Origin of the sequence: Variovorax paradoxus (assembly GCF_040544635.1) — a bacterium.
GTDB classification, from domain to species: Bacteria; Pseudomonadota; Gammaproteobacteria; order Burkholderiales; family Burkholderiaceae_C; genus Variovorax; species Variovorax paradoxus_R.
Genome location: NZ_JBEPKJ010000001.1, coordinates 688,741 through 702,665 on the forward strand (window position 1 = coordinate 688,741; position 13,925 = coordinate 702,665).

The following is a 13,925-nucleotide window of genomic DNA, read 5'->3' on the forward strand; positions in this document are numbered from 1 at the left end:
CGCCATGACAACGACACCCATCCGCCACGTTGCCGGCGAGCCCTATGCCTGGCCCTACAACGGCGCATTGCGGCCCGACAACACCGCGCTGATCGTGATCGACATGCAGACCGACTTCTGCGGCAAGGGCGGATACGTCGACGTGATGGGCTACGACCTCTCGCTGGTGCAGGCACCGATCCAGCCGATCGCACGCACGCTCGCGGCGCTGCGGCCACTGGGCTTTCACATCATCCACACGCGCGAAGGCCATCGGCCCGACCTGGCGGACCTGCCCGCCAACAAGCGCTGGCGATCGCGGCAGATCGGCGCCAACGGCGTGGGCATTGGCGACGACGGGCCGTGCGGGCGCATCCTGGTGCGCGGCGAGCCGGGCTGGGAGATCATTCCCGAACTGGCGCCGCTCGCCGGCGAGGTGGTGATCGACAAGCCCGGCAAGGGCTCGTTCTACGCCACCGACCTGGAGCTGATCCTGCGCACACGCGGCATCGAGAACCTGGTCCTCGCGGGCATCACCACCGACGTGTGCGTGCACACGACCATGCGCGACGCCAACGACCGCGGCTTCGAATGCCTGCTGCTGTCCGATTGCACCGCCGCCACCGACCACGGCAACCACCTTGCGGCGCTGAAGATGATCACGATGCAGGGTGGCGTGTTCGGCGCCCACGCCACGTCGCAGGCGCTGCTGGCCGCGCTGGACTGACGAACGCATGGCCGACACGTCCCATGCCATCGGCGCACTGCCTGCGGGCAGCGGCGCCCTCGCGCTCGACACGTACGAACTGACCAAGCGCTTCGGCGCCTTCACTGCGATGGACCGCGTGACGATGCGCGTCGAGCCTGGCACGGTGCATGCGCTGCTCGGCGAGAACGGCGCGGGCAAGAGCACGCTGGTGAAATGCGTCGCGGGCTTCCAGCGCGCGGAAGAAGGCAGCATCCTGATCGACGGCCGCGAGCAGGACATTGCCAACCCCATCGTGGCGCGCGCGCTCGGCATCGGCATGGTGTACCAGCATTTCACACTGGCGCCGGGCATGACGGTGGCCGAGAACCTGTTGCTCGCGGGCGGCAAGACGCCGGCATTGATCGACTGGAAGGCGAAGCGGGCCGAGCTCAAGGCCTTTCTGGGGACCACGCCCTTCAGCCTCGATCTCGATGTGCGGCCATCGGAGCTCGCGGCGGGCGAAAAGCAGAAGCTCGAACTGCTGAAGCAGCTCTACCTGAAGCCGCGCCTGCTGATCCTCGACGAACCGACCTCGGTGCTCACGCCGCAGGAGGCCGACGAGGTGCTCGGCCACGTGCGTGAATTCGCGCGAAGCGGCTTGTGCACCGTGCTCATCATCACGCACAAGTTCCGCGAAGTGATGGCCTATGCCGACAGCGTGACGGTGCTGCGCCGCGGCAAGGCGGTGCACCACTGCCGCGTGGCGGACACGAGCCCTGCGCAATTGGCACAGGCCATGATGGGCGGCCAGGCTGCGATGTCGTCTGCGCCGGCGGCATCGCCTGCTGCCAGAAAGACCGTGCCCGAGGCGGTGCCCGTCGCGTTGAGGGTCGAAGGCCTCAAGGCGCAAGGTGACCGCGGCACGCTGGCACTGCACGATCTGAGCCTTTTCGTGCGCGCGGGCGAAATCCTCGGCGTGGCGGGCGTTTCGGGCAACGGGCAGCGCGAGCTGGTCGAGGCCCTGGTCGGGCAGCGCCCGCGGCTGGCCGGCCGCGTGACGGTCATGGGCCAGCCCTACAGCGCACGCCGGAGCGAGAACCGCAGTCTCAAGGTGCGCAGCCTGCCCGAGGAGCCGCTGCGCAACGCCTGCGTGGGCGACCTCAGCGTGGCGGAGAACATGGCACTGCGCGATTTCGACAGGCCGCCTTTGTCACGCGGCGGCGTGTTGAACTTTCCCTTCTGGCGCAATCGGGCGCGCGAGTGGATCGCGGAATACGGCGTCAAGACGCAGGGCGAGGGCGCTGCGATTCGCAGCCTTTCGGGCGGCAACGTGCAGCGCGCGGTGCTGGCGCGCGAACTCGCGGGCGACATCAATGTGCTGATCGCGGCCAATCCCGTGTTCGGCCTCGACTTTGCTGCGGTTGCCGAGATCCACGAGCGCATCGTGCAGGTGCGAGAGAAGGGCGGGGCGGTGCTGCTGATCAGCGAAGACCTCGACGAGCTGCTGGAGTTGGCCGACCGCATCGTCGTGATGAGCGAGGGCCGCATCGTGTTCGAGACTTCGGCGGCGGGCGCTGAAAGGCATGTGATCGGGGCACACATGGGTGGCGGGCACCATGAGCCTGTAGAGGCTGTGGCATGAGTGCCCTGCTGTCGATTGGGAGGCCGCCCGGTTTGCGGTGGGGTGTTTGCCCTCGGATGCACCCGTTGAACAAGCGAGCAACAAAATGCGCATAGAAGAAGCCATTCCCTTCCCCTACGAGTTCGAGATAAAAAACACCGCGTTGGTCCTCATCGACATGCAGCGCGACTTCATCGAACCTGGCGGCTTCGGCGAAACGCTGGGCAACGATGTTTCGTTGTTGGAAGCGATCGTTCCTGCCACGCAGGTAGCGCTGCAGGGCTGGAGAGAAGCCGGCGGCCTCGTGGTGCACACCCGGGAGGCGCACAAGCCTAACCTCTCCGATTGCCCGCCCGCCAAGCGCGATCGCGGCAACCCTGCGTTGCGCATCGGCGACGAAGGCCCGATGGGCCGCATTCTCGTGGCGGGCGAACCGGGCAACCAGATCATCGAGGCGCTGGCACCCGTCGGCGGGGAGATCGTCATCGACAAGCCCGGCAAGGGCGCGTTTTATGCCACCGGCCTGCACGAACTGCTGCAACAGCGCGGTATCACGCACCTGCTGTTCGGCGGCGTGACCACCGAAGTCTGCGTGCAGACCTCGATGCGCGAAGCCAACGACCGCGGTTACGACTGCCTGCTGCTCGAAGACTGCACCGAGAGCTACTTTCCGGCCTTCAAGGCCGCCACGCTCGAGATGGTCTGCGCCCAGGGCGGCATCGTCGGCTGGACCGCGCCGAGCACCGCGCTGCTGGCGGCGCTGCGCGGCGGGCGATGACAGCGACTACCATTCCACACGTGCCTACCGTTCGTTCCCGCTCCGCTTCGCCCGCATCTGCCGTTCCCGCCGCCGACGCGACCGTTTTTCGTACACGCGCCGACGAGGTCTACGCGCAGCTCAAGCGCGACGTGGCCGATTTCATCCTCGTTCCGGGCGACCGCTTCACCGAGAACGAAATCAGCGAGCGGCTCGGCGTTTCGCGCACGCCCGTGCGGCAGGCGCTGTTCCGCCTCCAGCAGGAAGGGTTCGTCGAGGTGCTGTTCCGCAGCGGCTGGCGCGTGCTGCCGTTCGACTTCGACCAGTTCGAGCAGCTCTACGACCTGCGCATGGTGCTCGAGACCACCGCCGTGCATCGCCTGTGCGAAGCCGACCGCCGCGTCGACCGCAGCCTGCTCGACGCGCTGGCCGAGATCTGGCTCGTGCCCGCGGCCCAGCGCAGCAGCGACACCGCGCAGGTGGCGCAATGGGACGAGGCTTTTCATTGCGCGCTCGTGGCTGCCGCGGGCAACGCCGAGATGGCGCGCGTTCACAGCGACGTGACCGAGCGCATCCGCATCATCCGGCGGCTCGACTTCACCCAGCAGCCGCGCATCGACGCCACCTACGAGGAGCACGCCAAGATCCTCAAGGCTGTGCGCGCCAACCGCGGCGACCAGGCCGCGATGCTGCTGCGCGCGCACATCGAGACCAGCCAGGCGGAGGTGCGCAAGATCACGCTGCACCAGGTGCACTTGGCGCGGCACGCGGGCAAGACAGCGCCGCGCTGAAGGAACTCAGTCCGCGGTGATGTTGCCGCGCTTGACCACGCCCGCCCAGCGGTCCGCATCCTTCTTCACCAGCGCGCCGAATTCGGCCGGCGTCGAGCTCGCCGGCACCATGCCCTGCGATTCGAACGACTTTGCCACCTCGGACTGCTTCAGCACCGCTGCAATCTCCTTGTTGAGCCGCGCCACCACGTCTGGCGGCGTGCCCTTGGGCGCGAGCACGCCGTACCACATGTCCACGTTGTCGGCGGTCACGCCGGCCTCGGCCAGCGTCGGCACCTCGGGCAGCTGTGGCAGGCGCTTGCTGCTGCCCGTGGCAATGGCCTTGAGCTTGCCGGCCTGGATGTGCTGCAGCGCCACGTGCACCGGCAGGAACATGTAGTCGATGCGTCCGCCCAGCAGGTCGGTCACCGCGCCGGCCGTGCCCTTGTAGGGCACATGCATCAGCTCCGTGCCGCTGCCCTGCATCAGCAGTGCCATCGACAGGTGATGCGGCGTGCCCACGCCGGGCGTGGCGTATGTCAGCTTGCCCGGCTCCGCCTTGGCCGTGCTCACCATCTGCGCCACCGAAGCCGCCTTCTGCACGTTCGGGTTGGTCACCAGCAGCAGCGTGCCCCACGAGGTGAGCGACACCGGTGCGAAGTCAGCCACGGGGTCGTAGCCAAGCGACTTGTAGAGGCTGCGGTTCATCACCAGCGTGTTGACCTGCACCAGCAGCGTGTAGCCGTCGGGTTTGGCGCGCGCGGCCTTTTCGCTGCCGATGTTGCCGCTGGCGCCGGCGAGGTTTTCCACGATCACCGGCTGGCCCAGCAACGCGGGAAGGCGGGCCGAGAGCTGGCGCGCGACAAGGTCGATGCCGGTGCCCGGCGTGTAGGGCACGACGAGCGTGATCGGCTGGTCGGGCCAGGCATGGGCGGCTGCAGCGCTTGCTGCGACGAGCAGGGTGGTGAGGGTCTTGGCAATGAATCGCATGGGTTGTCTCCGTCTTGTTCTGTGAAGGAAGGATCGGCGCTCAGAGGTACGAGGCACGCGCCTTCAGCGCCACCGGGTCGTAGCCAGCCACGCGCTTGTAGTTGTCCGAGATGGCCTGCAGCTCGGCCTGGCTCACCACGTCCTCGATCTGCCCGAAGCGCTGGCCGCCCGAGCGCTCGAACACCTCGCGCAGGATCGCGTCGGGCGGGTTGATGCGGTTGGTCAGCACCACGTCGGTGGTGGCCTTCACGCGAATGCGGTCGTAGTCTTCGAGCGCCGCGGTGCCCACGCCCAGGTCCTTGAGCGCGCCTGCGAGGAAGCGCGCATCGATGATCGCCTGCCCCGCGCCGTTGGAGCCGCGCGGCACCATCGGATGCGCGGCGTCTCCCAGCAGCGTGACGCGGCCGTGCGTCCAGCGCGGCAGCGGGTCCTGGTCGACCATCGGGTACTCCAGGATGGTGTCCGAGGCGCGGATCAGCGCCGGCACGTCGAGCCAGTCGAAATGCCAGTCGGCGAACGCGGGGAGAAAGTCTTCGAGCCGGCCGGCGCGGCTCCAGTCGCGCATCGCGGGCTGGGGCGCGTGGATCTCGGCGACCCAGTTCACGAGCTGGCGGCCTTCGGCGTCGATGTCGTTGCGGATCGGGTAGATCACCATCTTGCCGACTGCGAGCCAGCCCGCGCGCACCATGCTCGCGCCCGAGAGAAAGGGCTTCCAGCGCGCGGTGCCGCGCCACATGTTCACGCCCGAGTAGCGCGGCGCGCCTTCGTTGGGATAGAGCTGCTTGCGCAGCGCCGAGTGGATACCGTCGCAACCGATGGCCACGGCTCCTCGCACATCCTGCACGGCGGCCCCGCCGGCGAAGTGCACGGTGACGCCGTCCGCGTCCTGCGTCACGCCGGTGCAGCGGTGGTTGCAGACCACGCTGTCAGGGCCCAGGCGCTTGAGGGTTTCTTCGAGCAGCACCGTCTGCAGGTCGCCGCGATGAATGGAGAACTGCGGCCAGTCGTAGCCCGCGTGCTCGCCCGCTGCTTCGCGGAAGATCAGCTGGCCGTGTTCGGTGAAGAAGATCGATTCCTTCGTGCGCACGCCCACCGCATCGAGCTGCGGCAGCAGGCCGAGCTCGGTCAGCTCGCGCACCGCGTGCGGCAGCAGGTTCACGCCCACGCCCAGCGGCTTCAGTTCGGGCACGGCCTCGTACACGCGGCAGGGAATGCCGGCCTGGTGCAGGCTCAGCGCGAGGGTCAGGCCGCCGATGCCGGCGCCGAGGATGATCACTGGGTTGTCGTTCATGGCTCTTGAAATGGTTCCGGGGGTTCCGTTTGTCTCCAGCCGTATTGGGAACGGAAGTTCATCATTTGTGAAATTTAGATGTGCTATGGATTTATCATGAATCCTTATGAACCTCTCGACCCGCCAGATGCGCGCTTTCCTGCAGGTGGCACGGCTGGGCAACTTCACGCGTGCGGCCGAGCAGGCCCACATCACGCAGGCGGGGCTGAGCATCCTGATCCGCGAGATGGAGCGACAACTGGGCTGCCGCCTCTTCGATCGCACCACGCGCATGGTGAGCCTCACGCCCTCGGGGCGGCGCTTGCTGCCGGTGGTGGAGCGGCTGGTCACCGACCTCGACGACGTGGCCGCGCAGCTCGGCGCGGAGGGCGACGAGGCGCGCCAGACCTTGCGCATCGCGGCCACGCCGCTGGTGTCGTCGCACCTGCTGCCGCAGGTGTTCAGCACCTTCCGGCAAGCGAATCCGCAAGTGAGCCTGCGTCTCTTCGATGCGGACCTGCGCGATGTGGAGGCCATGGTCGCGGCCGGCGATGCCGATCTGGGTCTCGGCTTCTTTTTCAAGGCGGCGGCGGGTCTGGAGCGCACGCCGGTCGGGCGCTTTCACCTGATGCGCGTGGCGCCGTCTGCAAAGGAGGCCGATGAAACACCGGCCATCGGCACCGTGCCGTGGTCCGCGCTGCGCACGGCCGAACTCATCGGCCTGCCGCCGGGCAACCCGATCCAGAAGGTGATCGACCGGCACCTGGCCACCATTGGCCGTGCCGATGCGCAGCGGCCCGCCTTCAATTTCTTCGGCACGCTGATCTCGATGATCGAGGCCGGCTTCGGCACCGCGGTGATGCCGACCTTCGCGCTCGCAGCCTGCCGCAGGCACCGCGTGTGCACCGACGTGCTGGTCAAGCCGAAGGTGGGGCTGGACTTCTACCGCATCGCCAAGCGCGGTGCGCACGAGACCGAAGCGATACAGGCCTTCGTCGCGACGCTGGAGAAGGCGCTGCCCGCGCTGTCACGCTGACAGGGCAATCAGAGCGTGAAGTCGTAGTCCACCGTGATCGGCGCGTGGTCCGAGAACTTGATGGTCTTGTAGATCTGCTCGGTGCGCGCCAGCGCGCCGAGCGCCGGCGTGGCCAGGTGATAGTCGAGCCGCCATCCCACGTTGTTGGCGTAGGCCTGGCCGCGATTGCTCCACCAGGTGTAGGCCTCGGCCGTGGTGTCGGGCTTGAGCGTGCGGTACACGTCCACCAAGCCCGCGCCGTCGGTGCCGGCGTCGAGCAGGCGGGTCATCCAGGCGCGTTCCTCGGGCAGGAAGCCGCTGTTTTTCTGGTTGCCGCGCCAGTTCTTGAGGTCGATTTCCTTGTGCGCGATGTTGATGTCGCCGCAGAGGATGAATTCACGCTCCTTCTTGAGCGCGGTGAGGTGCGGAAAGAATCCCTTCAGGAAGCGGAACTTGGCTTCCTGGCGCTCCTCGCCCGAACTGCCGCTCGGAAAGTAGCAGCTGATGATCGAGAGCTTGCGCTTGGGCGTGTCGAAGCGCAGTTCGAGGTACCGGCCCTCGGCGTCGAATTCGGCGTCGCCCCAGCCCACCACCACGGCGCTTGGCGCATGCTTCGTGTAGATGGCGGTGCCGGCGTAGCCTTTTTTCTCGGCGAAATGGAAATGGCCCTTGAGACCGGCCATTTCCTCGAAGCGGCCCTCGATGTCGCTCGCCTGCACCCGGATCTCCTGCATGCAAATACAATCCGGCGCAAGTTCGGCCACCCAGTCCGCCACCCCCTTCGTGGCGGCCGAACGCAGGCCATTGAGATTGAGGCTGGTCAGTTTGAACACAAGGAAATTCCGATGGCTGTAGATGGTGTGGAAAGCAGTGCGGTGGCGCAGGATTTCGTCCAGTTCGCACTCGACGCAGGCGTGCTGCGCTTCGGCGAGTTCAAGACCAAGGCCGGCCGCCTGAGCCCCTACTTCTTCAATTCGGGCCTCTTCGACGACGGCGCCAAGATCGCGCGTCTCGCCGGATTCTATGCAGACCGGCTGATCGAGAGCGGTGTCGAGTTCGACATGATCTTCGGCCCCGCCTACAAGGGCATCCCGCTGGGCGCCACGGTGGCAGCCGAACTGGCCCGGCGCGGGCGCAACTACCCCTTTGCCTACAACCGCAAGGAAGCCAAGGCCCACGGCGAGGGCGGCAACCTGGTCGGCGCGCCGCTCAAGGGCCGCGTGCTCATCGTCGACGACGTGATGTCGGCCGGAACCGCGGTGCGCGAATCGATTGCGGCCATCGAAGCCGCCGGCGCTACCCCGCACGCAGTGTCCATTGCGCTCGACCGGCAGGAGAAAGCGACCGAGAACGGCGTGGACGTGGACCACAGCGCGGTGCAGTACGTGCGCAACCAGCTGGGCCTGAAGGTGGTCGCCATTGCCACGCTCGACGACCTCTTGAACTACCTGTCTGGCAACGCCGCCGCCGACCTCGGGGCGCACCGTGAGCGCGTGCTCGCTTACCGCGCCCGCTATGGCGCCAACTGAGACCCATCTCATGCCTGTGCGCAAGCTCGATCAGACGGCCCGGCCCTTCGCGGCCATCTGGGCGCCGCCGCCGCTGTTGCTGCTGATGGTGGCGCTGCTGCCTGCCGCAGCGCCGGCACAGCCCGCGCCCGCGCCGGCGCCGCCCGCCATCTATTCCTGCACCGACGCCCGCGGCCGCACGCTCACGGCCGACCGGCCGATTGCCGAATGCATCGACCGCGAGCAGCGCGAGCTGAGCCCGAGCGGCACCACGCGACGCAAGATCGAGCCGACGTACACCGCGCGCGAACTGGCCGAGCGCGAAGACCGGGCCCGCGAGGCGGCGTTGCAGGCCACGCGCCTGATCGACGAGCGCCGGCGCGAGCGTGCATTGCTGGTGCGCTACCCCAACGTGACCGTGCACGAACGGGAGCGCAAGGAGGCGCTGGTGCAGGTCGACGCAGTGATCCAGGCCGCACAGAAGCGTCTGGCCGAACTCGCTGAAGACCGCAAGAAGATCGACGAGGAACTCGAGTTCTACAAGCACGACGTCAGCAAGGCGCCGGGCGCGGTGCGCCGCAAGCTCGAGGACAACGCGCAGAGCGTGGCGGTGCAGAACCGCTTCATCGGCGAGCAGGAAGACGAGAAGAAGCGCGTGAATGCGCGCTTCGACGAGGAGCGCTCGCGCCTCAAGCAGATCTGGTCCCCCCAGAACGGCGGCGGCAAGTAGCCCGCCGCCGGCGGGCGCCGGTCAGGCCAGCTTGGCTTTCAAGAGTTCGGTGACCTGCGCGGGGTTTGCCTTGCCGCCGCTGGCCTTCATCACCTGGCCCACGAGGCCGTTCAGGGCCTTTTCCTTGCCGGCGCGGTATTCGTCGACGTTCTTCTGGTTCTTGGCGATGACGTCGTCGAGGATCTTGTCGAGCGCGCCGGCGTCGCTCATGGGCTTCAGGTCCTTGGCTTCGATGATGGCGTCGACATCGCTGCCTTCGCCAGTCCAGAGCGCATCGAACACCTGGCGCGCCGCGTTGTTGGGCAGCGTGCCGTCGGCAATGCGCCCGACCATCTGCGCCAGCTGCTGCGCCGTGACCGGTGCCGCTTCGATGCCGATTTCTTGTGCATTCAGGCGGCGCGCCATCTCACCGGTAATCCAGTTGCTGGCGAGCTTGGGCGTTGCGCCGGCTTTCACCGCGTCGTCGAAGTAGCGTGCGAGCGCGGGGCTCTGCGTGAGCTGTGCCGCGTCGTATTCCGACATGCCGTGGTCGCGCACATAGCGCTCGGCCATGGCGCGCGGCAGTTCGGGCATGGTGGCCCGAACGCGCTCGATCCATTCGGGTTCGATGGCGAGCGGCGGCAAGTCCGGGTCGGGAAAGTAGCGGTAGTCGGCCGCGTCTTCCTTGGTGCGCATGGTGCGCGTCTCGCCGGTGTCGGGGTCGAACAGCACGGTGGCCTGCTCGATCTTGCGGCCGTCTTCCAGCTCGTTGATCTGCGAGTTGATCTCGTAGTCGATGGCCTGCTGCATGAACTTGAAGCTGTTCAGGTTCTTGATTTCTCGCCGCGTGCCGAGCTTCTCGCCGGGCTTGCGCACCGACACGTTGGCGTCGCAGCGGAAGCTGCCTTCCTGCATGTTGCCGTCGCAGATGCCGATCCAGGTGACGATCTTGTGCAGCTCGCGCGCATAGGCCACGGCTTCGGCGGTGGAACGCATGTCGGGCTCGGTCACGATTTCGAGCAATGGCGTGCCGGCGCGGTTCAGGTCGATGCCGCTCTGGCCGATGAAGTCTTCGTGCAGCGACTTGCCCGCGTCTTCCTCGAGGTGGGCCCGCACCAGGCGCACGGTCTTCTTTTCTTCGCCGAGGAAGAACGAGACGGAGCCGCCCTGCACGACGGGAATCTCGTACTGGCTGATCTGGTAGCCCTTGGGCAGGTCGGGGTAGAAATAGTTCTTGCGCGCGAACACGCTGCGCGGCGCAATGTGCGAGCCGAGCGCGAGGCCCAGCTTGATGGCGCGTTCGACCGCGCCCTTGTTCATCACGGGCAGCGTGCCGGGCAGCGCAATGTCCACCGCGCAGGCTTGCGTGTTGGGCTCGGCGCCGAAGGCGGTGGAGGCGCGACTGAAGATCTTGCTCGCGGTCGACAGTTGCGCGTGCGTCTCGAAGCCGATGATGACTTCATAGCCCCGCACCAGCGGGCCGGTCGGGCGGCCCTGTTGTTGTGCTTCGAATGTGTTCACGGGTTCGCTCATCTCAAAAGCCCTCCGGCGTGCGCATGTGCCAGTCGGTGGCTTGCTGGAAGCGGTGGGCCGCGTTCAACAGCTTCGCTTCGCCGAAGTAGTTGCCGATCAGCTGCAGGCCCACGGGCATCGGCTTGCCGATGCCCTGCTTCGAGCCTTGCATGCCGCTGTCATCGAAGCCTGCGGGCACGCTCATGCCCGGGAGGCCTGCGAGCGATGCAGGTAGCGTGAAGATGTCGGCGAGGTAGTCGGCCACGGGGTCGCCGCCGTGCTCGCCGATCTTCCATGCGGTGGTCGGCGCGGCCGGACCGGCGATCACGTCGCACTGCTTGAAGGCCTGCTGGAAGTCGTCGGCGATCATGCGGCGTACCTTCTGCGCCTGCAGGTAGTAGGCGTCGTAGTAGCCGTGCGAGAGCACGTAGGTGCCGATCATGATGCGGCGCTTCACCTCGTCGCCGAAGCCTTCGGCGCGTGTGCGCTCGTACATGTCGCCCAGGTCTTTGTACTGCTTTGCGCGGTGGCCGAACTTCACGCCGTCGAAGCGGCTCAGGTTGCTCGAGGCTTCGGCCGCGGCGAGGATGTAGTACACCGGAATCGACAGCTCGGTGAGCGGCAGCGTCACTTCGACGCGCCTGGCGCCGAGCTTCTCGTACTGCGATAGCGCCGCATCGATGGCGGCGCGCACGCCGGGCGCCACGCCTTCGCCGAAGAACTCCTTCGGTACGCCGATGCGCAGGCCCTCGAGCGAATCGTTCAGCGAACGGCCGAAGTTCTCGGCGGGCTTGTCGAGCGAGGTCGAGTCGCGGTCCAGGTCGGGGCCGCAGAAGGCCGACAGCAGCAGCGCGCAGTCTTCGGCCGAGCGGGCCATGGGGCCGGCCTGGTCGAGGCTCGATGCGAACGCCACCATGCCGTAGCGCGAGGCGCGGCCGTAGGTCGGCTTGATGCCGGTCACGCCGCAGAACGAGGCCGGCTGGCGGATCGAGCCGCCGGTGTCGGTGCCGGTGGCCGCGGGAGCCAGGCGCGCCGCAACGGCGGCCGCGCTGGCGCCCGACGAGCCGCCGGGAATGCGTTCGCGGTTCCAGGGATTCTGCACCGGCACGGCCTTGTCGTGGCCCACGGCGGGCACGGCGACGTTCTCGTTGGCCGAGCCCATCGCGAACTCGTCGCAGCTCAGCTTGCCGAGCGTGACCGCGCCGGCCTCGGCCAGGCGGCGCACCACGGTGGCGTCGAAGGGCGAGCGGTAGCCCGCGAGCATCTTCGAGCCGGCGGTGGTGGCGAAATCGGTGGTAACGAAGATGTCCTTGTGCGCAATCGGCACGCCGGCCAGCACTGGGGCATTGCCGGCGGCAAGCTGCGCGTCGGCCGCGCGGGCCTGTGCCAGCGTGACTTCCTCGTTCACGTCGACAAAAGTACCAAGCGATTGGTGGGCGTTCATGCGGCCGAGGAAAACCTGCGCGGTTTCGACGGCGGAAACCTTGCGGTCGGCCAAAGCCTTGGCCAGGGCGACCACGCCCATTTGATGCAATTCGCCGCTCATTCGATCACCTTCGGCACGAGAAACAGGCCGGCTTCGACGGCCGGGGCGCTCTTCTGGTTGGTTTCGCGGTTATTGGGCTCGCTCACCACGTCGTCGCGCAAACGCAGCGTGATGTCCTCGATGGCGGCCACCGGATGCGCCAGCGGCTCGACGCCGGCGGTGTCGACCGAACGCATACGTTCGACTAAATCAAAGAAGCCGTTAATCTGGCTGAGCATGCGCTCGCTTTCGTCGGAAGCAAGCTGTAGCCTTGCCAGCGAGGCAATGCGTGCAATATCTGAAGCGGAAAGTGACATGGGTCGAACCGGCTAAAAAACCGGAAGTAATCGCACGCCGGAAGGGGTGCTAACACGGGATTCAGAGGGGATTCGGGTATTATCCCGCCTTTGCCGCAACCCCCGCGAACGCGCCGGCTTTTGCGCCAAAAACGATCAATTCACCCCGTCAAACGACCAAAAACAGAGCGACGACCTGCCGATGCGCAGGCGTGCTCCAGAGGATTCCGCACATGTTTGGAGCTTTCCGTCGGTACTTTTCCACCGACCTTGCGATTGATCTCGGCACCGCCAACACACTGATATTTGCCCGTAACAAGGGCATCGTGCTGGACGAACCCTCCGTGGTCGCCATCCGCCACGAGGGCGGTCCGCACGGCAAGAAGGTGATCCAGGCCGTCGGCCGCGAAGCCAAGGCCATGCTGGGCAAGGTGCCGGGCAACATCGAGGCCATCCGCCCGATGAAGGACGGCGTGATTGCCGACTTCGTGATCACCGAGCAGATGATCAAGCAGTTCATCAAGATGGTGCACCCGCGCACGCTGCTCACGCCGAGCCCGCGCATCATCATCTGCGTGCCCTGCGGCTCGACCCAGGTCGAGCGCCGCGCCATCAAGGACGCGGCCGAGGCGGCGGGCGCCACCTCCGTCTACCTCATCGAAGAACCCATGGCCGCGGCCATCGGCGCCGGCCTGCCCGTCAGCGAGGCTTCGGGCTCGATGGTGGTCGACATCGGCGGCGGCACCACCGAAGTGGGCGTCATCAGCCTGGGCGGCATGGTCTACAAGGGCTCGGTCCGCGTCGGCGGCGACCGCTTCGACGAAGCCATCATCAACTACATCCGCCGCAACTACGGCATGCTGATCGGCGAGCCGACGGCCGAAGTCATCAAGAAGAACATCGGCTCGGCCTTTCCGGGCTCCGAGGTCAAGGAGATGGAAGTCAAGGGCCGCAACCTTTCCGAAGGCGTGCCGCGCAGCTTCACCATCAGCAGCAATGAAGTGCTGGAAGCCCTGACCGATCCGCTCAACAACATCGTCTCGGCCGTGAAGAACGCGCTGGAGCAAACGCCGCCCGAGCTGGGCGCCGACATCGCCGAGCGCGGCATGATGCTGACCGGCGGCGGCGCGCTGCTGCGCGACCTGGACCGCCTGCTGGCCGAGGAAACCGGCCTGCCGGTGCTGGTGGCCGAAGACCCGCTGACCTGCGTGGTGCGCGGTTGCGGCATTGCTCTCGAGCGCATGGACCGCTTGGGAAGCATCTTCACGAGCGAGTGAATGCGCTA

At 66.9% G+C, this 13,925-nt stretch carries 14 protein-coding genes; 8 read left to right on the forward strand and 6 right to left on the reverse strand.

The features are described from left to right. The first annotated feature begins 4 nt into the window (after nucleotides 1-4). The 4 genes from biuH to ABIC94_RS03355 all read left to right on the forward strand — a co-directional run bounded on the left by biuH (nucleotide 5) and on the right by ABIC94_RS03355 (nucleotide 3,836). Entirely contained in the window at nucleotides 5-706 is a 702-nt protein-coding gene (gene biuH, locus ABIC94_RS03340) for a biuret amidohydrolase (RefSeq protein ID WP_354371286.1), read from the forward strand. Nucleotides 707-713: 7 nt separating this feature from the next. Continuing rightward, complete coding sequence (locus ABIC94_RS03345; RefSeq protein ID WP_354371287.1) at nucleotides 714-2,309, forward strand: ABC transporter ATP-binding protein; 1,596 nt, start codon at nucleotides 714-716, stop codon at nucleotides 2,307-2,309. A gap of 85 nt (nucleotides 2,310-2,394) precedes the next feature. Then, on the forward strand, nucleotides 2,395-3,066 hold the full coding sequence (locus ABIC94_RS03350; RefSeq protein ID WP_354371289.1) for a cysteine hydrolase family protein: 672 nt from the start codon (nucleotides 2,395-2,397) through the stop codon (nucleotides 3,064-3,066). After that, entirely contained in the window at nucleotides 3,063-3,836 is a 774-nt protein-coding gene (locus ABIC94_RS03355; RefSeq protein WP_354371291.1) for a GntR family transcriptional regulator, read from the forward strand. Before ABIC94_RS03350 ends, ABIC94_RS03355 begins: the two co-directional genes overlap by 4 nt. A gap of 6 nt (nucleotides 3,837-3,842) precedes the next feature. Here the strand turns inward: ABIC94_RS03355 and ABIC94_RS03360 are convergent, their stop codons facing one another. Beyond that, entirely contained in the window at nucleotides 3,843-4,805 is a 963-nt protein-coding gene (locus tag ABIC94_RS03360; RefSeq protein WP_354371293.1) for a tripartite tricarboxylate transporter substrate binding protein, read from the reverse strand. A gap of 40 nt (nucleotides 4,806-4,845) precedes the next feature. Further along, on the reverse strand, nucleotides 4,846-6,096 hold the full coding sequence (locus tag ABIC94_RS03365) for a flavin-dependent oxidoreductase (protein WP_354371294.1): 1,251 nt from the start codon (nucleotides 6,094-6,096) through the stop codon (nucleotides 4,846-4,848). 106 nt (nucleotides 6,097-6,202) lie between these two features. Here ABIC94_RS03365 and ABIC94_RS03370 point away from each other — a divergent pair, with 106 nt between their 5' ends. Then, nucleotides 6,203-7,111: a LysR family transcriptional regulator gene (locus ABIC94_RS03370; RefSeq protein ID WP_354371295.1), complete on the forward strand. Its 909-nt coding sequence runs from the start codon at nucleotides 6,203-6,205 to the stop codon at nucleotides 7,109-7,111. An 8-nt stretch (nucleotides 7,112-7,119) separates the two neighbouring features. On the opposite strand, the gene ABIC94_RS03375 is transcribed toward ABIC94_RS03370, so the two are convergent. Next, entirely contained in the window at nucleotides 7,120-7,923 is an 804-nt protein-coding gene (locus tag ABIC94_RS03375) for an exodeoxyribonuclease III (protein ID WP_354371297.1), read from the reverse strand. A gap of 12 nt (nucleotides 7,924-7,935) precedes the next feature. Between ABIC94_RS03375 and pyrE the strand changes: the two genes are divergently transcribed. Both pyrE and ABIC94_RS03385 read left to right on the forward strand, forming a co-directional pair. After that, entirely contained in the window at nucleotides 7,936-8,619 is a 684-nt protein-coding gene (gene pyrE, locus ABIC94_RS03380; RefSeq protein WP_354371298.1) for an orotate phosphoribosyltransferase, read from the forward strand. A 10-nt stretch (nucleotides 8,620-8,629) separates the two neighbouring features. Further along, the gene (locus ABIC94_RS03385) at nucleotides 8,630-9,328 is read left to right on the forward strand and encodes a DUF4124 domain-containing protein (protein ID WP_354371299.1); all 699 of its coding nucleotides are present in this window, start codon (nucleotides 8,630-8,632) and stop codon (nucleotides 9,326-9,328) included. A gap of 21 nt (nucleotides 9,329-9,349) precedes the next feature. Here the strand turns inward: ABIC94_RS03385 and gatB are convergent, their stop codons facing one another. The 3 genes from gatB to gatC are packed head-to-tail and all read right to left on the reverse strand — an operon-like array spanning nucleotide 9,350 to nucleotide 12,661. Next, nucleotides 9,350-10,840 (reverse strand): Asp-tRNA(Asn)/Glu-tRNA(Gln) amidotransferase subunit GatB, encoded by a 1,491-nt coding sequence (gene gatB, locus ABIC94_RS03390; RefSeq protein ID WP_354371300.1) that lies wholly within the window; start codon nucleotides 10,838-10,840, stop codon nucleotides 9,350-9,352. Nucleotide 10,841: 1 nt separating this feature from the next. Beyond that, a complete protein-coding gene (gene gatA, locus ABIC94_RS03395; RefSeq protein ID WP_354371302.1) occupies nucleotides 10,842-12,365 on the reverse strand; it encodes an Asp-tRNA(Asn)/Glu-tRNA(Gln) amidotransferase subunit GatA in 1,524 nt (507 codons plus the stop codon). Further along, nucleotides 12,362-12,661, reverse strand: coding sequence for an Asp-tRNA(Asn)/Glu-tRNA(Gln) amidotransferase subunit GatC (gene gatC / locus ABIC94_RS03400; protein ID WP_354371304.1), 300 nt, complete (start codon nucleotides 12,659-12,661; stop codon nucleotides 12,362-12,364). The genes gatA and gatC overlap by 4 nt, the downstream gene beginning before the upstream one ends. Before the next feature lie 212 nt (nucleotides 12,662-12,873). On the opposite strand from gatC, the gene ABIC94_RS03405 reads away from it, so the two are divergent. Beyond that, nucleotides 12,874-13,917, forward strand: coding sequence for a rod shape-determining protein (locus ABIC94_RS03405; RefSeq protein WP_007833435.1), 1,044 nt, complete (start codon nucleotides 12,874-12,876; stop codon nucleotides 13,915-13,917). Nucleotides 13,918-13,925 lie beyond the last annotated feature (8 nt).